The 19,549-nt window shown below is 60.1% G+C and carries 22 protein-coding genes; 12 read left to right on the forward strand and 10 right to left on the reverse strand.

Annotated elements, in window-relative coordinates:
• The first annotated feature begins 198 nt into the window (after positions 1-198).
• Positions 199-1,899 (forward strand): urease subunit alpha, encoded by a 1,701-nt coding sequence (ureC, locus tag ACW55A_RS20435; RefSeq protein ID WP_003368889.1) that lies wholly within the window; start codon positions 199-201, stop codon positions 1,897-1,899.
• 321 nt (positions 1,900-2,220) lie between these two features.
• Positions 2,221-3,351 carry a sensor histidine kinase gene (locus tag ACW55A_RS20440; RefSeq protein WP_044310241.1) on the forward strand — a complete coding sequence of 377 codons (1,131 nt, stop codon included), beginning with the start codon at positions 2,221-2,223 and terminating at the stop codon, positions 3,349-3,351.
• Positions 3,352-3,426: 75 nt separating this feature from the next.
• Here the strand turns inward: ACW55A_RS20440 and cbpA are convergent, their stop codons facing one another.
• On the reverse strand, positions 3,427-4,386 hold the full coding sequence (gene cbpA, locus ACW55A_RS20445) for a curved DNA-binding protein (RefSeq protein ID WP_499140627.1): 960 nt from the start codon (positions 4,384-4,386) through the stop codon (positions 3,427-3,429).
• 312 nt (positions 4,387-4,698) lie between these two features.
• Here cbpA and ACW55A_RS20450 point away from each other — a divergent pair, with 312 nt between their 5' ends.
• On the forward strand, positions 4,699-5,964 hold the full coding sequence (locus ACW55A_RS20450) for an Hsp70 family protein (protein WP_044310240.1): 1,266 nt from the start codon (positions 4,699-4,701) through the stop codon (positions 5,962-5,964).
• A 311-nt stretch (positions 5,965-6,275) separates the two neighbouring features.
• Here ACW55A_RS20450 and ACW55A_RS20455 read toward each other — a convergent pair whose 3' ends face one another.
• Together ACW55A_RS20455 and ACW55A_RS20460 are read right to left on the reverse strand one after the other, a co-directional pair.
• Positions 6,276-7,286, reverse strand: coding sequence for an AI-2E family transporter (locus ACW55A_RS20455; RefSeq protein ID WP_003368896.1), 1,011 nt, complete (start codon positions 7,284-7,286; stop codon positions 6,276-6,278).
• Between the two features lie 188 nt (positions 7,287-7,474).
• A complete protein-coding gene (locus ACW55A_RS20460; RefSeq protein WP_003368898.1) occupies positions 7,475-7,765 on the reverse strand; it encodes a PsiF family protein in 291 nt (96 codons plus the stop codon).
• Positions 7,766-7,917: 152 nt separating this feature from the next.
• Between ACW55A_RS20460 and ACW55A_RS20465 the strand changes: the two genes are divergently transcribed.
• On the forward strand, positions 7,918-8,799 hold the full coding sequence (locus ACW55A_RS20465) for a DMT family transporter (protein ID WP_498811523.1): 882 nt from the start codon (positions 7,918-7,920) through the stop codon (positions 8,797-8,799).
• Here ACW55A_RS20465 and ACW55A_RS20470 read toward each other — a convergent pair.
• Positions 8,796-9,029 carry a hypothetical protein gene (locus tag ACW55A_RS20470; protein ID WP_003368905.1) on the reverse strand — a complete coding sequence of 78 codons (234 nt, stop codon included), beginning with the start codon at positions 9,027-9,029 and terminating at the stop codon, positions 8,796-8,798. The two genes, ACW55A_RS20465 and ACW55A_RS20470, sit on opposite strands and share 4 nt — an antisense overlap.
• 311 nt (positions 9,030-9,340) lie before the next feature.
• Between ACW55A_RS20470 and osmE the strand changes: the two genes are divergently transcribed.
• The 3 genes from osmE (at position 9,341) to ACW55A_RS20485 (ending at position 10,582) form a co-directional block, all read left to right on the forward strand.
• Positions 9,341-9,679, forward strand: a complete 339-nt coding sequence (gene osmE, locus ACW55A_RS20475; RefSeq protein WP_003431761.1) for an osmotically-inducible lipoprotein OsmE — start codon at positions 9,341-9,343, stop codon at positions 9,677-9,679.
• A gap of 33 nt (positions 9,680-9,712) precedes the next feature.
• Positions 9,713-9,934, forward strand: a complete 222-nt coding sequence (locus ACW55A_RS20480; RefSeq protein WP_176556675.1) for a hypothetical protein — start codon at positions 9,713-9,715, stop codon at positions 9,932-9,934.
• 105 nt (positions 9,935-10,039) lie between these two features.
• Complete coding sequence (locus ACW55A_RS20485; protein ID WP_003352632.1) at positions 10,040-10,582, forward strand: ferritin-like domain-containing protein; 543 nt, start codon at positions 10,040-10,042, stop codon at positions 10,580-10,582.
• Between the two features lie 178 nt (positions 10,583-10,760).
• Here ACW55A_RS20485 and ACW55A_RS20490 read toward each other — a convergent pair whose 3' ends face one another.
• The gene (locus ACW55A_RS20490) at positions 10,761-12,827 is read right to left on the reverse strand and encodes an AsmA family protein (RefSeq protein ID WP_003368911.1); all 2,067 of its coding nucleotides are present in this window, start codon (positions 12,825-12,827) and stop codon (positions 10,761-10,763) included.
• Between the two features lie 223 nt (positions 12,828-13,050).
• On the opposite strand from ACW55A_RS20490, the gene ACW55A_RS20495 reads away from it, so the two are divergent.
• The 5 genes from ACW55A_RS20495 (at position 13,051) to ACW55A_RS20515 (ending at position 16,327) form a co-directional block, all read left to right on the forward strand.
• A complete protein-coding gene (locus ACW55A_RS20495) occupies positions 13,051-13,683 on the forward strand; it encodes a TetR family transcriptional regulator (protein WP_002555418.1) in 633 nt (210 codons plus the stop codon).
• 235 nt (positions 13,684-13,918) lie between these two features.
• Positions 13,919-14,419: an urease accessory protein UreE gene (ureE, locus tag ACW55A_RS20500; RefSeq protein WP_455809313.1), complete on the forward strand. Its 501-nt coding sequence runs from the start codon at positions 13,919-13,921 to the stop codon at positions 14,417-14,419.
• Positions 14,416-15,090, forward strand: coding sequence for an urease accessory protein UreF (locus ACW55A_RS20505; RefSeq protein ID WP_003431765.1), 675 nt, complete (start codon positions 14,416-14,418; stop codon positions 15,088-15,090). Before ureE ends, ACW55A_RS20505 begins: the two co-directional genes overlap by 4 nt.
• Before the next feature lie 21 nt (positions 15,091-15,111).
• Positions 15,112-15,729 carry an urease accessory protein UreG gene (gene ureG / locus ACW55A_RS20510; protein WP_003368915.1) on the forward strand — a complete coding sequence of 206 codons (618 nt, stop codon included), beginning with the start codon at positions 15,112-15,114 and terminating at the stop codon, positions 15,727-15,729.
• A 25-nt stretch (positions 15,730-15,754) separates the two neighbouring features.
• A complete protein-coding gene (locus ACW55A_RS20515; protein ID WP_003368916.1) occupies positions 15,755-16,327 on the forward strand; it encodes a HupE/UreJ family protein in 573 nt (190 codons plus the stop codon).
• 44 nt (positions 16,328-16,371) lie between these two features.
• Here the strand turns inward: ACW55A_RS20515 and ACW55A_RS20520 are convergent, their stop codons facing one another.
• The 5 genes from ACW55A_RS20520 to ribH all read right to left on the reverse strand — a co-directional run bounded on the left by ACW55A_RS20520 (position 16,372) and on the right by ribH (position 19,491).
• Positions 16,372-16,791, reverse strand: a complete 420-nt coding sequence (locus ACW55A_RS20520) for a hypothetical protein (RefSeq protein ID WP_054081934.1) — start codon at positions 16,789-16,791, stop codon at positions 16,372-16,374.
• Positions 16,788-17,405, reverse strand: coding sequence for a GTP cyclohydrolase II (gene ribA, locus ACW55A_RS20525; RefSeq protein ID WP_003368920.1), 618 nt, complete (start codon positions 17,403-17,405; stop codon positions 16,788-16,790). The genes ACW55A_RS20520 and ribA overlap by 4 nt, the downstream gene beginning before the upstream one ends.
• Before the next feature lie 133 nt (positions 17,406-17,538).
• Entirely contained in the window at positions 17,539-18,504 is a 966-nt protein-coding gene (thiL, locus tag ACW55A_RS20530; RefSeq protein WP_024663238.1) for a thiamine-phosphate kinase, read from the reverse strand.
• A 16-nt stretch (positions 18,505-18,520) separates the two neighbouring features.
• Positions 18,521-19,018: a transcription antitermination factor NusB gene (nusB, locus tag ACW55A_RS20535; protein ID WP_003368925.1), complete on the reverse strand. Its 498-nt coding sequence runs from the start codon at positions 19,016-19,018 to the stop codon at positions 18,521-18,523.
• A complete protein-coding gene (gene ribH, locus ACW55A_RS20540; RefSeq protein ID WP_002555427.1) occupies positions 19,015-19,491 on the reverse strand; it encodes a 6,7-dimethyl-8-ribityllumazine synthase in 477 nt (158 codons plus the stop codon). Before ribH ends, nusB begins: the two co-directional genes overlap by 4 nt.
• Positions 19,492-19,549: the final 58 nt, after the last annotated feature.

The raw sequence follows: 19,549 nt of genomic DNA on the forward strand, positions 1-19,549 counted from the left end.
GACTAACGTCTTCGTGAGCAATGCGGATCGCCGCACCGGTCACGCAGGCATCCAATCGGGACGTGTGTATGACGATGGGCACTCGGCACGAGGATCAAAAGCTTTGACGACTAACGACTTGCAGCTCGCCGCTGGTCGCTTTGAAAAACTTACAGTTTGCGGCCTGCAGCTTGCCGCTCTGAATCCGAGGTACGAAAGATGAAGATAAGCCGACAAGCCTACGCAGACATGTTCGGCCCCACCGTCGGCGACAAGGTTCGCCTGGCCGACACCGAGCTGTGGATCGAGGTCGAGAAGGACTTCACCACCTACGGCGAAGAAGTGAAGTTCGGCGGTGGCAAGGTCATTCGTGACGGCATGGGCCAAGGCCAGTTGCTGGCCGCTGACGTAGTCGACACGCTGATCACCAATGCCCTGATCATCGATCACTGGGGCATCGTCAAGGCCGACGTCGGCATCAAGAACGGGCGTATCGCGGCCATTGGCAAGGCGGGCAACCCGGACATCCAGCCGGACGTGACCATCGCGGTCGGCGCAGCCACCGAAGTCATTGCCGGCGAAGGCATGATCCTTACCGCGGGTGGCGTCGACACGCACATCCACTTCATCTGCCCGCAGCAGATCGAAGAGGCGCTGATGAGCGGCGTGACGACCATGATCGGCGGCGGCACCGGCCCGGCCACGGGCACCAATGCCACCACTGTCACGCCCGGCCCGTGGCACATGGCGCGCATGCTCCAGGCCTCGGACTCGTTCCCGATGAACATCGGCTTCACCGGCAAGGGCAACGTCAGCCTGCCCGGCCCGCTGATCGAGCAGGTCAAGGCGGGGGCCATCGGTCTGAAGTTGCACGAGGACTGGGGCACCACACCTGCGGCCATCGACAACTGCCTGAGCGTGGCCGACGAATACGACGTGCAGGTCGCGATCCACACCGACACCCTCAACGAGTCAGGTTTTGTCGAGACCACCCTGGCCGCGTTCAAGAACCGCACGATTCACACCTATCACACCGAAGGTGCCGGTGGCGGTCACGCGCCGGACATCATCAAGGCCTGTGGTTCGCCGAACGTGCTGCCGAGCTCGACCAACCCGACGCGTCCGTTCACCCGCAACACCATCGACGAGCACCTGGACATGCTCATGGTCTGCCATCACCTGGACCCGAGCATCGCCGAAGACGTGGCTTTCGCGGAAAGCCGCATCCGCCGCGAGACCATCGCTGCCGAGGATATCCTTCACGACCTGGGCGCCTTTTCGATGCTCAGTTCCGACAGCCAGGCCATGGGTCGAGTTGGCGAAGTGATCATGCGCACTTGGCAAACCGCCGACAAGATGAAGAAACAGCGTGGCCCACTGCCGCAGGATGGTCCGGGCAACGACAACTTCCGCGCCAAGCGTTACATCGCCAAATACACCATCAACCCGGCGATCACCCACGGCATCAGCCATGAAGTGGGCTCGATCGAAGTCGGCAAGTGGGCCGACCTGGTGCTATGGCGACCAGCGTTCTTTGGCGTCAAACCGACCCTGATCCTCAAGGGTGGCGCCATCGCCGCCAGCTTGATGGGCGACGCCAACGCTTCGATCCCGACCCCGCAACCGGTTCATTACCGCCCGATGTTCGCCAGCTACGGCAGCTCATTGCACGCCACCAGCCTGACGTTCATCAGCCAGGCAGCTTTCGATGCCGGTGTACCGGAGTCACTGGGCCTGAAGAAGCAGATCGGTGTCGTCAAAGGCTGCCGCACCGTGCAGAAGAAAGACCTGATCCACAACGATTACCTGCCGGACATCGAAGTCGACCCGCAGACCTATCAGGTCAAGGCCGACGGGGTGTTGCTGTGGTGCGAGCCCGCGGATGTGCTGCCGATGGCGCAGCGGTACTTTCTGTTTTGAACCCAAAAAAGGGCCTCCCCTTCGGACGGCCCTTTGATGTTACCGACTTGGCCTGGTATTCGGTTACCTCGGGTAGAAATTTCGACCAGGACCGGCTTCGTCTTGCTGGCTTCAAGAGCTTCCTGTTGAAAGGTCGCATCTGTAACGGTAATGACGCTCATGTCATGGCCCTCCGTTCGTATAGTCCCCGGAGGAAACATAGGACGAAGCGAATAGGACGTCTACTGACAGAAATGACAGCAAACGCCCTGTTTGTCGTGTCATGCAAAGGAGGTAATATGCGCCCATTCTTTCGTCACGCATCTCCAAAGGTAACCGGCCATGCGCCTTTCCGAATTCATCGTTATTCATGTGGATCGCATCGTCGATGAATGGGAAGACTTCGCCAGAACCCTGAAACCGGCGGCAGAAACGATGAGCAAAGCCGAGCTGCGGGATCATGCCAGGTCGATCCTGCTCGCCGCTGCGCGGGACATGAATACCGCGCAGAGCAAAAGCGAGGAGATTGCCAAGGCCAGAGGCGAAGAGTTGAACAAGACGCCAAGCCTGGACGAAGCAGCCAGCAGCCATGGCGAGTTGCGTCATGAGGTCGGCTTTGATCTGGTGCAGATGACGTCGGAATTTCGCCATCTGCGCGCCAGCGTCATCCGCCTTTGGGTAGAAAGCCTGGCAGCGCCGCAACTGGCCGATTTTCAGGACGTGATTCGTTTCAACGAAGCCATCGACGAGGCGCTTGCCGAATCCACCGCTGCCTATGCTGAACGGGTCGGCCGCTCACGGGATATATTTCTTGCCATTCTGGGTCACGATCTGCGCGCGCCGCTGCAGGCCGTCAGCATGTCGACGGAATTGCTGGCACGCAAGATAGCGCTGGACGAAAAGACCCAGTCCTATGTTTCGCGTATCCAGACCAGCACCCGCCATATGGGCTCGATGGTCAGCGATCTGCTGGAATTCGTGCGCAGTCGCTTGGGCGCCGGGCTACCGGTTGAACGCAAATACATGGATTTGGCCAGTGCTTGCCGTGAAGCCATCGAGGAAGCCTGCGCCGGGCGACCGGACTCTGTTCCGGTGCTGAACATCGAAGGCAACACCAAGGGGCATTGGGACGCCGGGCGGATCAGCCAGATGTTACAGAACCTGATCGGCAACGCCCTGCAACACGGTGCGGCCAGTCACGAGATAACGGTCAGTGTTACGGGTGCCGAGAAAGCGGTGATATTGGTGGTACACAACGAAGGCAAGCCGATTGCCGAAGACGCTATCGGGACGATCTTCGATCCGCTGGTGCGCAGCACCGAGGAAAACAGCGAAACACGCGGTACATCGACCAGCCTGGGTCTTGGCCTGTTCATCGTCAAGGAAGTGGTCAACGCCCACGGTGGCAGCATCACTGTGACCTCGACCATTGGTGAGGGCACGACCTTCAATGTGGTGCTGCCGAAAAACTGATCGAGGCTGATTTCCTGCTGATGCGGGTGGCGCATCAGCCCATTCAGAAAAGACAGAATCGCAAGACCGCTATGCTCAACCCTTCCACTGCGCGCGGGGATCGAACGACGAACTGTCTGCCAGTTTCTGCCAGAGCGCCCGGGTAGCCTCGTCGGTGTGCTTGGGCACGACGACTTTCAACTGCGCGTAAAGATCACCGCGTTCGCCACTCTTGTTCATCAAGCCATTACCCTTGATCCGCAGACGCTGACCGTTCTGACTGTCCGGGCGGATGGTCAGGTTGATCCTGCTGGTCAGCGTCGGCACAGCGACCTTGGTACCCAGCACGGCTTCCCAGGGGGCCAGTGGGACGGTGATGACCAGATCATGGCCCTCGACCTCGAACAGCGGGTGCGGGGCCAGGCGAATAATCAGGTACAGGTCGCCATTGGCACCACCGCCCACGCCCGGCGCGCCCTGCCCCTTCAGGCGAATACGCTCGCCATCGACCACGCCCGCGGGAATCTTCACGTTCAGGGTCTTGGTGATATCGCTCATGCGCTGCCCGTTGGGGCTGTGCTGCGGCACCTTGAAGCTGACCTGCTTGGATTCCCCCGACAGGGTCTCTTCGAGGAATACCGCCAGTTCCATCTGCACGTCCTGCCCGGTACGCCCAGGGTTGCGGGTACGCCCGCCCTGCTGTGGCCGGCCACCGAAAATGGAGCTGAAAAACTCCGAGAAGTCTGCCGTTTCCTCGAACCCGCCTGCCCCGGCGCCGGCACGGCTTTGCCAGCCCGGCGGGGTCTGGAACGGGCGGCCCTGACGACCGTATTTGCGCAGCTCGTCATACTCGGCGCGCTTTTCCGGGCTGCTGAGTACCTCATACGCTTCGGAGGCTTCCTTGAACTTGTCTTCGGCGCCTGCCTCCTTGCTGACGTCCGGGTGATACTTGCGCGCGAGTTTGCGATAGGCGGTCTTGATCGCCTTGTCGTCCGCAGTCGGCTCCACGGCAAGTATCTTGTAGTAGTCTTTGAAATCCATGTAACGATCACCCATCCGAATTATCCGGCAAAGCCAGATACGCTGGCGTCACGTGCCCAGCTCCCTCTGTCACGAGGCATCTGGATTACCTAACGTCGAAAAATATACAGATAGACCAGCTGCCTTTGTCGGCAGGTCGATAGCTCGACAACATAATGTCCGACAACAGGGTCTACCGAGAATCCCTTCAAGATTGGGGGTAACGGGCCTCAGTTCAAGCCTTGGTCGCAAATACAGCCAGGTAAATATAAGCGACGTGTCGCGCTACGCAATTTGCCCGCGCTGGCATAAACTGCGCGGCCGTTTTTTGACTGGAACGTAAAAGACATGAATGACCAATCCCCGGCCCGTGCCTGCGGTATCGATTTCGGCACGTCCAACTCCACTGTCGGCTGGCAACGACCCGGCATGGAATCGTTGATCGCGCTGGAGGACGACAAGATTACCCTGCCTTCGGTGGTGTTCTTCAATATGGAAGAACGCCGCCCGGTGTATGGCCGCCTGGCGCTTCACGAGTATCTGGAGGGCTACGAAGGCCGCCTGATGCGCTCGCTCAAGAGCCTGCTGGGCTCGAAGCTGATCAAGCATGACACCAGCGTGCTGGGCACGGCGATGCCGTTCAAGGATTTGCTGGCACTGTTTATCGGCGAGCTGAAAAAGCGCGCGGAGCAAACGGCTGGCCGCGAATTCGAGCAAGTCGTGCTGGGCCGTCCGGTGCATTTTGTCGATGACGACGCCCAGGCCGATCAGGAAGCCGAAGACACGCTGGCTGAAGTGGCGCGCAAGATCGGTTTCAAGGACGTATCTTTCCAGTTTGAGCCCATCGCTGCGGCCTTCGATTACGAGTCCACCATCCAGGACGAAGAACTGGTGCTGATTGTCGACATCGGCGGCGGTACGTCAGACTTTTCGCTGGTACGTCTGTCGCCCGAGCGACGCCGGCACGATGATCGCCAGCAAGACATCCTTGCCACCGGTGGCGTACACATCGGCGGGACCGACTTCGACAAGCAGTTGAGCCTGCAAGGCGTGATGCCGCTGTTCGGTTATGGCAGCCGCATGAAAAGCGGTGCGTACATGCCGACCAGCCACCACATGAACCTGGCGACCTGGCATACCATCAACGCGGTGTACTCGCAAAAATCGCAACTGGCCCTGGGCAGTATGCGCTACGACATCGAAGACACCGGTGGCATCGATCGCCTGTTCAAGCTGATCGAACAACGCGCCGGGCACTGGCTGGCCATGGAGGTGGAAGAAACCAAGATCCAGCTGACCCACGCCGACAGCCGCCATCTGCCTATGGATCGCGTGGAAGCCGGACTGAGCGTGGACCTGAGCCGGGTGATGTTCGAAGCAGCGATCGACGCCCAGCTCGAGCGGGTGCGCAACAGCGTGACGAACTTGCTGAACGATGCGGGCGTGAGTGTCGAACAGGTCAGCACGGTGTTCTTCACCGGCGGTTCAAGCGGCATCCCTGCCCTGCGCAACAGCGTCTCGGACATGCTGCCCAACGCGCGCCACGTTGAAGGCAACATCTTCGGCAGCATCGGTAGCGGCCTGGCCATCGAAGCGAAGAAGCGTTACGGCTAGTCATGCGCCTATCGTGGGAATGCCCTTCGTGATGCTCCGCGTCACAGATCGCTGATCTTGTGGGAGCGAGCTTGCTCGCGAAGGCGGATTACCTGACCAATGGGCTTCCAGCGGCTGCACGGGCCTGTTCGTGAGCAAGCTCACTCCTGTAGGGCCGGGGTATTTTCAAGCCATGTGAATCACCCCCACGGGCGGGAGTGTTTCGAGCCATGTGGATGTTCTGCGGCACCGCAGACGCAGAGCGGCCAGAACTGCATGCCAACGCGGTGAAGTGACAGGCGTTGTTTCGGACGGCTACATACGCAAGCGCCCTAGACCAACCCTTCCTTCTGCAACTCGCTCTTCAGATACGCATAGTAAATCGGCCCTGCAACCACGCCCGGCAGGCCGAATGCGGCTTCGAACAGCAGCATCGCCAGCAGCAACTCCCACGACTTGGCGTTGATCTGTCCGCCCACGATGCGCGCATTGAGGAAATACTCGACCTTGTGGATCACGATCAGATAGCCCAGCGCAGCCAGCGCGACCCAGATCGAGATGGACATGCCGACGATGAAGATCAACGTGTTGGACATCAGGTTACCCACCACCGGCAACAGGCCGAGCAGGAAGGTCATGATGATCAGGGTCTTGGTCAGCGGCAGGTGAATCCCGCACAGCGGCAATACGATGGCCAGAAACACCGACGTGAACGCCGTGTTGAGCAGGGAAATCTTGATCTGGGCAAAAACAATGTTGCGAAACGCCCGGCTGACCAGGTACAGGCGATCGAACAGAGCAGCCGCCAGCGGCTTGCGCGCATGCACGTCGGAGATACGCTGCAAGGCAATGATCGCGCCCAGTACCATGCCGATCAGCATGGTGACGAACATGTGCGCCGCCCCCTTGCCGATCAACTGCAATTCGCCCACGTGCTTCTGCAGCCATTGCCCGAGAGAAACCTGAAACTCCGCTGCGCTGGCAGGCAGGTAGGCATCGATGAACGGAGGCAGCTGACCACGAGCGCGGTCGACCAGGGTCATGAACTTGTCGAGCGAGGCGCCCGGATTTTCGGCTTCGTGCAGCACAAAACTGATGGCGCCGGCAAAAATCAGCGTCAGCAGGCTGACCACCAGCGTGCCGAGCAACGCTACGGCCAGCCAGCGAGCACGTTCGCCGGAGATCAGCCGCTGCAGTTTGGGGGTCAACATGTTGACCAGCTCGAAAACCAACAGTCCGGCCAACAGACTGGGCAACAACTTGAATGGCAACACCAATAACAGACCGCCAAATACAAGAATCCAGCTGGCTATTAACACCTGACGCGCAGAAAACGTTGGCATAGACCCTCAACGGGCAACACAAGGAAGGTGGGCAGTCTGCCAGCCTTCTCAGTCCAGAACCAGTGATCAGAAAGCCGGAAAAAACACGCCGCAATCATCTGCCCGATGATCGGCTCGAGAACGGCGCGAAAGTGCAGTGTTTACTGCACCCGCGCCTCTTGCCTGCCGCAAAGATGCCGACTGAAAAATTATTTCTTCTTGAGACAATCACTCATGAAACTCTTGCGTGCGTCTCCCTTGAGCGCCTGAGTGCTGGCAGTCGCGTTGCAGGTTTTCATCTTCTCCTGCTGGGTCGCCGCTGGCGGCGGTGCCGCTTTAAGGCAAGTGCTCATGAACGTCTTGCGCTCATCGCCCTTCAGCGACTTCGCGCTGGCGTCGGCATTGCAGGTGGTCATTTTGTTCTGCTGCGCGGTCGCAGCGAAACCCTGGGCAGATAACATCAACCCAACGAGCAATACAGGAATACCGAGCTTGTTCATCGATCCACTCTCCAGATCCACTGCACCGGGCGGCACAGACTGAGATTCAGTGTAGTCAGCGTCTGCGCTCTGTGACGGAGCACCCAACATCGCCGCTGGCATTCTCGACAAACAGGCGGATAATTACGCCTCGCTCTAACGATGATCCACTCATGCAATACGCTTTTCCGCTGATTACCATCCTTATCTGGGCGATCAACACAGCCGTCACCAAGGCGTCTGCCGGGGTGATCTTTCCGGCTGAAATTGGCTTTTATCGCTGGGCGCTGGCTGGCTTGCTGTTCACACCGTTCATGCTCGGGCCTGTGTGGGCGAACCGCGCGGCGATCAAACCGGTACTCGGAAAGATTTTCATTCTGGCCGTGCTCGGCACAGCGCTGTATCAAAGCCTGGCGTATTTCGCGGCCAGCCTGACAACCGCCACCAACATGGGGATCATTCAGTCGATGGTGCCGATGATGGCGCTGGGGCTGTCGATAGCCTGCCTCGGCACTCGTCTGACCTCGGGTGCGCTGCTGGGGGCGGTGCTGTCATTCGCGGGAGTGGTGGTCGTGGTCTCGGCGGGCAATCCGGCCGGTCTGATTGATCAGGGGGTCAATCGGGGCGATGCGATGGTGCTGGTGGCCGCCGCATCGTATGCGGTCTACAGCACGCTGCTGAAGAAGTGGCAGTTGCGTTTGCCGCCCCTGCAGTTGCTTTACGTACAGATCCTGCTGGCGATTATCGTTTTGCTGCCGCCGTTCATGCTGTCGGCGAAAACCGGTCTGAATGCGAACAACATACCGATGGTGCTGTACGCAGCGATTCCAACCTCGATGCTCGCACCCTGGTTGTGGATGACCTCGATCATGCGCCTGGGCCCCAGCCGCACAACACTGTTCTTCAACCTGATGCCCATCGCCACGGCCTTGATTGCCGCGGCGACACTGGGCGAGCAGCTGGCGCTCTATCACCTGTTCGGCGGAGCGCTGACACTCTGCGGCGTCATCCTCGCGGAACGCTGGACGACGCCGCTGCGATCCAGGGCGGACTAGGCAGTCGCGCTGCCTTCGCTGCCCTCCAGGCTGTGAATCGACACATCGGTGATGCCGGCGGCAAGCGGCAGCCCGGCTTCACCCATTGGCAGCTCGTCCAGTTCTACGTGATGCTTGAGCGCCAGTTCGTGCACCACTTCGATGATGGGCACATCCAGATTCTCGATAATGTCTACGTGGTGCTCGCCGAGCAGGGTGTACTCGATCTCATACAGTTCTTTATCGCTCATCGCATCTTCCTGGCCGTCACTGAGGAGCGGCTGATTAACGAACTACGGTCCGACAACCGATGACCGAGCCCAAAGCTGAGCAAAACGCTCAACCATGCTATCAGATTGACCTCGGCCTTTCGGGAACGTGCGAGGAATATTCAAAGCGCTTTTCATGCCCGTTTGTCATGGCGTTCAGGGGGGGTCAGCAACGGCCTCAAGATGGATGCAAGGTACTGCCTCATCGCCATCTTTTTTTCGAACTCTTGAGCCCCTCCTCTGCTCCAAGGCATACCGGGCCAAAACCGGCTCTGACATGTGGAGCAATAACGATGTACAAAAAACTCTTCGCGGCGACCTTTGTATTGGCGACGATGGCTGGCTGCAGCAACACAACCGTGCAGAACCCGGTGGATTACGTCACTTATCGCAACGAGCCGCTGGTCAAGCAGGTCGAGAACGGCATGACGCGCCAGCAGGTCCTGACTATCGGCGGTGAGCCGTCGAGCACTATCGAGCGTAAGGTCAACCCAGGCACTTGCAACAACTACGTCATGAACAAGGACGGCCACAAACAGGTCTACCACGTCAGCTTTAACAGCGACGGCCGTGTGACCAACAAAGGTTTCATGACGTGCGAACAACGCGAGAAGAACGAAAAAGCGATGTAATCAAAACGCAGGCACAAACAAAAAGCCCGAGGCATGAATGCCTCGGGCTTTTTGTTGAATGCGTTTTTAGAAAACCAGCTTGAACAGGGCGATAACCACGACCAGGCCGATCAGAAAGATGATGCCAACGGTGCTTCCCAGGAACTTGAGCATTGTGTATCTCCACGATTTATTTGGGTCTCAAGGTTGGGACCGCGGGGCTCGGCACTCGTTTCTTATATTTTTACATTCAGACACAGCCGTCCGTATCTGTGAAAATCCGATAAAACTTTTTGCCCCCTTCGCTACTCACAATCTTTGCTGATCCTGCCGGGCCACCCACAGAGCGAGACAGCAAAACCTGATGAGTCCTGGAGATAAATGATGAATTCTGCACCGCAATCACAGCTTTCCGATGTAAATACTCTGCGCCAGCGCGCACGCCAGAACGTTGAGGATGGTGCTGTGACTCAAGGCTACAGCGCTGACCGCGAAACGGTCCTGCGCCTGCTCAATGAATCGCTGGCTACCGAGCTGGTTTGTGTGCTGCGCTACAAGCGCCACTACTACATGGCGTCAGGCCTGAAAGCGAGCGTCGCGGCAGCCGAGTTTCTGGAACACGCAGAGCAGGAAGCGCAGCACGCCGACAAACTGGCCGAGCGTATCGTGCAACTGGGCGGCGAGCCGGAGTTCAACCCGGACACCCTGTCGAAGAACTCCCACGCGCAGTACGTGGCGGGTAACACACTGAAGGAAATGGTTTACGAAGATCTGGTTGCCGAGCGCATCGCCGTCGACAGCTATCGCGAAATCATTCAATACCTCGGCGACAGCGACCCGACTACCCGCCGCATCTTCGAAGAGATCCTTGCTCAGGAAGAAGAGCACGCTGATGACATGGCGGATATTCTCGAAGACCTGTAACTCGCGACAGCAAATGAAAAGCCAGGACCTGTGTCCTGGCTTTTTTGTGGGGAAGTATTTTCTCAGGCCAGCGACGTAAACATGGTTCCTCACGCTCCAGCGTGGGAATGCATTTCTGGACGCTCTGGGTCCGGCCAAGTGCGCGCCAACGCGGAGCGCTGGCACGAGAGGTGGAGCGTTACTTCACCGTCTTAGGCGCCTTGCCGGTGCGCATCTGCTCCAGCAGCGGGCCACACTGATTGGGCTCGCTGTCGCCAGTGGCGACCAGCGCCAGCAGACCTGCAGCAGGGCCTACGGTTGCGCCGAGCAGGACCATGCCGGCTCCGCGCAGCAACAGCGGGCCGGACTGTACGCCCGCGTTGGGCTTGGCGAACGGGCCGTTGACATACAACGGCGAGCGCAGCGAGAACACGCGGAAGCCCTTGGACTCAGGGTTGATCTGCAGGTCCAGTTGCTCGGTCTTCAGGTTCGCAGTGCCGTTGATGTAGATGATAGCGTTCTCGGTATCGAAAACAAACAGCCGACTGGTCGCCAGCCCGTCCTTGATGCCGAAGTCCGAGGCCGCGCAATTGATTTTTACGTCCTTGTCGCCGAACAGCTTGCCAACAACGTAGTTGCCCACGTTGAGCCCGGCAATTTCCATCAGGCCACGACTGATCGCACCGTCGTTCACCAGCATCTTCATTTCGCCGTTGGCAGTCCCCAGCAAGGCTGCAACCGAGTTGCCACGGCCACTGATATCGGCATCGCCGTTCAGCTCACCGAAGCTGGTTTTCATCGGTTCGAAGGTCGGGAACAGTTGCTTGAGCTTGAAATTGCGCGCCGACAGCCTGGCCCTGCCCTGCATCGGTTTGTTTTGCCCGTTGAGGCGAATGTCCGCGTCCAGCTTGCCACCTGCCACCCCAAAACGCAGCGGCTCGAGGCTCAACTGACCATCGTTGAGAACCAGATGGGTGTAGAGGTCAGTGAACGGCAGATCCGGGCTCTGCACGATGCGCTTGCCGGTGAACTCCACGTCGGCGTCCATTGCCCGCCAGCGATCAGTCTGAAACTCCTCGACGGGCAGTACCTTGCCCGAAGGCTGCTTGCTCTCGCCACCGCGCTTTTTCTGCGCGGCATTGGAGTCCGCACCGATCAGTGGCGCGAGGTCACTGAACAGCAATTGATTGGAGACCAGCACGCCACTCAGCTTAGGCCGGGGCTGGCTGGCGACGAAGCCCAGGTCGCCGTGGATATCGCTGTTGCCGATCTTGCCGTTGAAGCCTTCGTAACGGAAGTTGGCGCCGGCCGGGTCGTGCAGTTTGGCGATCAGGCGGCCATCGGTGGAGTACGCCGGAGAATCCGGCAGGGTCACACCCGTCAGCGGGTACAGATTGCTCAGGCTCGCGCCGGAAAGCTTGAGGCGCAGGTCCAGCGCGCCCAGGTTCTGTGGATCGGTCAGGGTCCCGGCGATCACCGCATGGGTGTCACCGACCTTCACGTCAGCCTGTACCGGAAACGGTTGATTGGCATCCTTGAGCGCGAGCAGGCCGCCGACCTTGCCGGTGCCGCTCAGCTTCTGACCGTGGTACTGGCCGGTGACCGCCAGACCGAATGCGTAGTCCTGCGGCACTGCGCCCTTGTCCTGGGCCTTTTTCGCTTCCTTGCTGCCGACGATTTCACTGAACGGGATCGGCTTGCCGAGCAGGTCGATCACCACGTCCAGGTTAGCGTTGAGTTTCTGGTCGTTGAAGCTCACCAGTCCCTTGTCGAACTTGATCGCGCCGATGTCCATCACCCACTTGGAGGGTTCGGCGTTCGGGTCGGATTTGGGCAGATCGAACACCCAGTTGGCGCGACCATCGGCCAGACGCTCGAGTTTAGCCTCGGGGCCGGTCAGATCGATACGCGGGATAACCACTTGCTGCGCCAGCAGCGGCAGCAGCGAGAGACGAAATTCGACGTGCTTGAGGGTCACCATCTGCGGGGTCTTCGACCACTCAGGGTTACCCAGACTCAGGTCGTCAGCAACAAAGTGCGGCGACGGCACCCAGGCACGCCAGCCACCGAGTTCGGGCTCACGCGTCCAGCGCACATCCAGATCACCATTGATGGCGAACGGACGATGCAGCGCTTCGCTGACTTTCGCATTGAGGGTGGGTTTGATGCGATTCCAGTCGAAAGTGACAATCACAATGACCAATATAGCCAGCACCACCAACAACGTGGCACCTGTCCAGGCGAAAATCTTGCGGCTGCGCGTCATGCGTCACTCTCCAGAAAACAGCGCCCCGACCCTGGCGCGCTGAATACGACATGAATGTTCGACTGACAAACGCGCCGAGGGTTTGATTTGAATACGAAAATGCATCGAAGGCCAGCACTCATGCACTATTACTGGTCAAGGAGCCTGACTGAAAACCCTTTCGACGCAGGTAAAGCGCATTTGCTAAAGTGCAACCCAGCCTAATCCAAGAATCGTTTGAGCCATGCTGCCCCGCGCCGAACAGAAACAACAGACCCGAAGAGCCCTGCTCGATGCTGCCCACCAATTGATGGAGAGCGGGCGCGGCTTCGGCAGCCTGAGCCTGCGGGAAGTGGCGCGCACGGCAGGCATCGTACCAACCGGGTTCTACCGGCACTTTGAAGACATGGACCAGTTGGGGCTGGCGCTGGTCAGCGAGGTCGGCCAGACCTTTCGCGAGACCATCAGGCTGGTGCGCCACAACGAATTCGCCATGGGCGGGCTGATTCGTGCCTCGGTGAAGATATTCCTCGAACGTGTGGCGGCCAACCGGTCGCAGTTCCTGTTTCTGGCGCGCGAACAGTACGGCGGCTCCTTGAAGGTGCGTCAGGCGCTTGGCGCATTGCGCGAAGGCATCAGCGCCGACCTCACAGCCGACCTGGCAAAGATGCCCAAATGGCAGCACCTGAATGCCGATGCCCTGTCGATTATCGCCGACCTGGTGGTCAAAAGCGTGTTCGCGATGCTGCCGGAGCTGATCGACCCGCCGCCCGCCTCGCTCGCCCCGCACCTGACACCTCAGGCGAAGATCACTCAGCAACTGCGCTTCATCTTCATTGGCGCACGGCACTGGCGTGGTCTGGGCAGTCACGATTGAGCGGCGACACGCTCTGCCTGGGGCTGAGATGTGAACCGTCTCACTATTAACTTCACTTCCAGCAACCCAAACGCACCAAATTAAAGCACTATCATGATTACGCACCAAAATAGATCTTTAATGATCTTGCCGATGCTTGGATCACCTGCCTCTGTCAGCCATTTCCCCGCAAGCTGCACTGTTGGCAAGCCCCTTGCTCTGATTTGAAGCATCGCAATTGGCTGGAAGCTATCTGATGCTGGTGATTCACCACCGAATCGAACCTCAGGCCGAATGGGCCGCCGAGCTGCATTTGAATTTCGAGGCACGCAGCAAAAGTCGACTGCGCTGCTTCAGTGCGGAAAACGAAGACGTTGGCCTCTTTCTGCAACGCGGTCAGTCGCCGCTGCGCGATGGCGAGTTTCTTCAGGCCCAGGACGGCCGCGTGGTGCGTGTCTGCGCACGTCCCGAAAAACTCATGCACGTCACGTGCAGCAGTACTTTCGAACTGACCCGCGCGGCCTATCACCTTGGCAATCGCCACGTGGCCCTGCAAGTCGGCGACGGCTGGCTGCGCCTGCTCGACGATTACGTGCTCAAGGCGATGCTCGACCAACTGGGCGCCACTGTCGAAACCATCGAAGCGCCGTTCCAGCCGGAACATGGCGCCTACGGCGGTGGGCATCATCATTCGCGCGCGGGCGAGGAGGATTTCAACTATCCGCCGCGCATGCACCAGTTCGGCGTGCGCAAGTGAACAGCGCCTGGGCGCTATTGCGCCTGGCCAGTCCGCAGCTGCCTATCGGTGGCTACAGCTATTCGCAAGGGCTGGAAATGGCCGTGGAGCAATCCATTGTGGTGGACCCGCCGACCGCGGGCCGCTGGATCGGCGATCAACTGCTGCTCAATCTCGCGCGCTTCGAGGCCCCGCTGCTGCTGGCTCATTGCGAGGCGGCGGCAGCCGGTGACTGGGGCCAGTTGCTGCAAGTCAGCGAGCAGCATCGCGCCAGCCGCGAGACCCGCGAGCTGCATCTGGAAAGCCGGCAGATGGGCTACTCCCTGCAACAGTTGCTCAATGGCCTGCCTGAACTGGATCGTGAAGCACGCCAGTTTCTGCAGCAGACTGCCGAGCCGCACCTGGCCCTTGGCTGGGCGCTGGCCGCACGCGCCTGGCAGATCAGCCCGCAGGATGCGCTGGCCGCCTGGCTATGGAGCTGGCTTGAAAACCAGCTGGCCGTGCTGATGAAAACCCTGCCGCTGGGCCAGCAAGCCGCCCAGCGCCTGACCAGCGAGCTGTTGCCGTTATTGCAGCAGGCGCAGGTCAGTGCCAGCACACAAGATCCCTGCCATGCCGGCAGCGCAGCCTTTGGCCTGTCCCTGGCGAGCATGGCGCACGAACGTCAATACAGCCGGTTATTCCGGTCCTGATCATTCCTTATGGAGAACTCAATGAACAGCCAACCTCTGCGCGTCGGAATCGGTGGCCCGGTCGGATCCGGCAAGACGGCGCTGACCCTGGCGCTGTGCCTGGCATTGCGCGACCGCTATAACCTGGCCGTGGTGACCAACGATATCTATACCCGCGAAGACGCTGACTTTCTGGTGCGCAACGAGGCACTGGCCCCTGAGCGCATCATCGGCGTTGAAACAGGCGGCTGCCCACACACCGCGATTCGCGAGGACGCTTCGATCAACCTGGAAGCAGTCGACCAGCTCAATCGCCGCTTCGAAGGCCTGGACCTGATCATCGTCGAATCCGGTGGCGATAACCTTTCCGCGACCTTCAGCCCGGAGCTTTCCGACCTGACCATCTACGTGATCGACGTGTCGGCCGGCGACAAGCTGCCGCGCAAGGGCGGTCCGGGCATCTGCAAGTCCGACCTGCTGGTGATCAACAAGATCGACCTCGCCCCTTTGGTAGGCGCGTCACTTGAAATGATGGACAGCGACACGCGCAGGATGCGTGGCGAAAAGCCGTTCGTGTTCAGCAATCAGAAAACCGGCCAAGGTCTGGAACAGATCATTGCCTTCATTGAGCGCCAGGGCCTGCTGACTGCCGCCGCCTGAATTCACAACCAAAAGGAACCCGTCGATGAACTACAAAAAAGCCCTTGGCGCCCTGGCGCTGTTGCTGGTCCCGACTCTGGCGCTGGCTCACCCCGGTCATGGCGATAATGGCCTGATCGCAGGTATCAGCCACCCGATTGGCGGGCTGGATCATTTGCTGGCCATGCTGGCCGTCGGCTTGTGGGCTGCGCAGCAACAAGGTTCGGCACGCTGGGCGCTGCCGTGCACCTTCGTTGGCACCATGCTGATTGGCGGCATGCTGGGCTTTGAAGGTTTGAACCTGCCGGCGCTGGAAAGCGGCATTGCCGCCTCGGTACTGGCTCTGGGCCTGGCCGTGGCATTGGCAGTGCGTCCGCCGCTGGCGCTAGCGGTAGCCGCAACAGCCCTGTTCGCGTTGTTCCACGGCGTAGCGCATGGCCTTGAACTGCCGGAAATGTCCAGCCCATGGGCGTACGCAGCAGGTTTCGTTGCTGCAACTGCGGCCTTGCATGCGCTGGGTTATGCGGTGGTTCGCGTGTTGCCTCAGGCGGCGGCCCCCCTGGTGCGTATCGCCGGTGCAGCCTCTGCGGCAGCGGGTGTCTGGTTACTCGCAGCCTGATGGCGTTTCGCGCTGATCGTGTCCGCTTCAGCCGGGGGGGACGATCAGCGCGAAAGCGCGGGAATTCGGTACAGGTAAAGCAGCACTGCGCTGGCAAACGCCAGCAGGCAGACCGGCAAGGGATGCAGACCGAACAGCACCGCGATGGCCGCGATCCAGGCGGGCAAACCGGCGGCCAGGAACGCCAGGCGGCGGATGGCAGCGAGTTTGAGCCATGCTGCCGGCTCCTCGGGTGTATCGAGTGCAGCCTGGGTGGCCGCCAACGCGCGCTTGTAGGCGCCGAAGGGTTTCAGGCTGACGAACATCGAGCCTATCCCGGCGATGAACAGCGGGATCGCCAACACCGGAATGAGCGGTTCGCTGGCACCAAAAAATACACAGACCACCAGCAATGGCGCCAGGGTCAGACCCAGTTGACGCCACCATTGCATCTCCAGCTTTTGACGAACCTCGCTGCGTGTCACGCGGGGCCGACCTCGCTTTGATGTTCGTTGCCCATCATGTGCCCCAGCTTGCCCGCCTTGGTCGCCAGATAAAGACGGTTATGCGGGTTTTGTCCGGTGTGCAGAGGCACGCGCTCGGCGACCCTGATGCCCATGTCGGTCAAGGCTTTGACCTTGCGCGGGTTGTTGGTCATCAGCCGCAACGATTGCACGCCCAGATGCTGAAGCATCGGCAGGCAGATCGCGTAGTCACGCTGATCGGCAGCAAAGCCCAGGCGCTCGTTGGCCTCAACCGTATCGGCGCCGCCATCCTGCAGCTCGTAGGCGCGGATCTTGTTCATCAGACCGATACCGCGCCCTTCTTGACGCAGGTACAGCAGTACACCACGCCCTTCGGTGGCGATGGCGCGCAGGGCAGCCTCCAGTTGAGAACCGCAATCGCAACGCTGACTGAACAGGGCATCGCCCGTCAGGCATTCGGAATGTACGCGACCCAGAACCGGCTCACCGTCCGCCACATCGCCCAGACTCAGGACGACATGTTCACGGCCGGTTGCCGACTCGATAAAGCCGTGCATGGCAAACTCTGCAAAGGGAGTGGGCAGTTTGGAAGCGGCGACAAAGACGACGGGCACCGTGTGCTCCTGATCAGTGTGAAGACTGGAAATTCGCAAGATTTGCATTGTAACAGCAGGTTCCTGCGGACGCTCAGGGTGAATTCTCGGGCATTTAGATCATAAAGTTCGATAGATAGAAGCGCTCATCCGCTCACTGCTCAGCGCCAAAATGCTGGTAGCCGTGCGTGTCGGGCGTGACGTCTTGCCCTGTGTCGTCGACAAGCACGACGCCTTGACCCTGCTCTACCCGGCCAATGACATGCACCGGCCAGCCTTCTTTCAGCAACGCCGACAGGTGTTCGGAAGGCAGCGTGAAGGCCAGGATGTAATCGTCGCCACCGCTGAGCGCGGCCTGTCGGGCAGAGGGCAGATCGAACAAGGTCAGCAACTGGTCGGACATCGGCAGCCGGTCACGCTCGATCACCAGACGCACAGCCGAAGCGCGGGCGATGTGTCCGCAGTCGGCCAGCAGCCCGTCGGAGATGTCCAGCGCGGACGTCGCCCTGCCCCGCAAGGCCTGCCCCAGCGCCAGTTGCGGTTGAGGCGACCAGTAGCGGGCCAGCAATGCTTCGGCGATCGAGGGCTCGGCGCTGCGCTGCTTCAATACCAGCGGCAATGCACCTGCACCATCACCCAACGTGCCGCCGACACACAGCAGGTCACCCGCCTGGGCACCCGCGCGGGTCAGGGCTGATCCGGCCGGCACGGCACCGAACACCGTCAGCGTCAGGCTCAAGGGACCGCGCGTGGTATCACCACCGATCAGACGCAGCGAACAGCCTTGCGCCATCTGGTTCAAGCCGCGAGCGAAGGTCTGCAGCCAGTCGGCATCGACCTGCGGCAGGGTCAGGGCAAGGGTGAACGCGACAGGCCGGGCACCCATGGCCGCCAAGTCACTGGCAGACACCGCCAGCGCACGCTGACCGAGCACAAAGGGGTCGCAGACATCAGGAAAATGTACCCCGGCAACCAGGGTATCGGTCGAGATCGCCAACTGCTCGCCGGGCGCCAACGCCAGCAGCGCGCAGTCGTCGCCGATCCCCAAGGCAACTTCCTCGCCCGCCTGCGCACAGGGCGCGGCGGCGAAGTAATTGCGGATCAGCTCGAACTCTCCCATGAAGGTCAGGCGCGAATCAGCGCTTGTGGGCCTTCACTTCGACTTCACGCAGGCGCGGCGCCAGCTTGTCCAGCACGCCATTGACGAACTTGTGGCCGTCAGTGGAGCCGTAGACTTTCGCCAGCTCGATGCCCTCGTTGATCACTACGCGATAAGGCACGTCGATACGTTTGAGCAGTTCGAACGTCGACAGACGCAATACCGCCAGTTCAATCGGGTCCAGCTCTTCGATGGTCAGATCAAGACAAGGCGAAAGAGCAGCATCGATCTCGGTCTGGTTGGTCGCTACGCCGTGCAGCAGCTCACGGAAGTAGGGGCCGTCAACGTTGCTGAAGTCGTTATCGACCCGAAACTGTGCTTCGATTTCGTTCAGCGCGTGGCCGGCCATGTGCCGTTGGTACAGGGCCTGAGTCGCCATCTGACGCGCTTCGCGACGCTTGGCGCTTTTACCCTTGGCGGCTTCCGGCGATTTGGCGTCGCGCGGGTTGAACTGGTCTGTATCGTCGGAAATCACTTGGCCTCCAGCTGCGACAGCAGACTGACCATTTCGATGGCGGACAGAGCGGCTTCAGCGCCCTTGTTGCCGGCCTTGGTGCCGGAACGCTCGATGGCCTGTTCGATGGAGTCGACGGTCAATACGCCGAAAGCGACCGGCACGCCGAATTCCATGGACACCTGGGACAAGCCCTTGACGCACTCGCCTGCCACGTATTCGAAGTGTGGAGTACCGCCACGGATCACTGCACCCAGTGCGACGATGGCCGCGAACTCGCTGCGTTGGGCAACTTTCTGCACAACCAGTGGAATCTCGAACGCACCCGGCGCACGGATGATGGTGATGTCGCTTTCGCTCACGCCATGGCGTACCAGCGCATCAACGGCACCGCTAACCAGGCTTTCCACGACGAAGCTGTTGAAACGGCCAACTACCAAGGCATAGCGGCCCTGGGGGGCGATGAAGGTACCTTCGATGGTCTTCAAGGTCATTCGGTGAGTCTCGTATTAAAGAGCAAGCCCGCCTTGGGGCGGACTTTGAGGGATATTA

It is taken from the genome of Plantibacter cousiniae (nom. nud.), assembly GCF_977070315.1.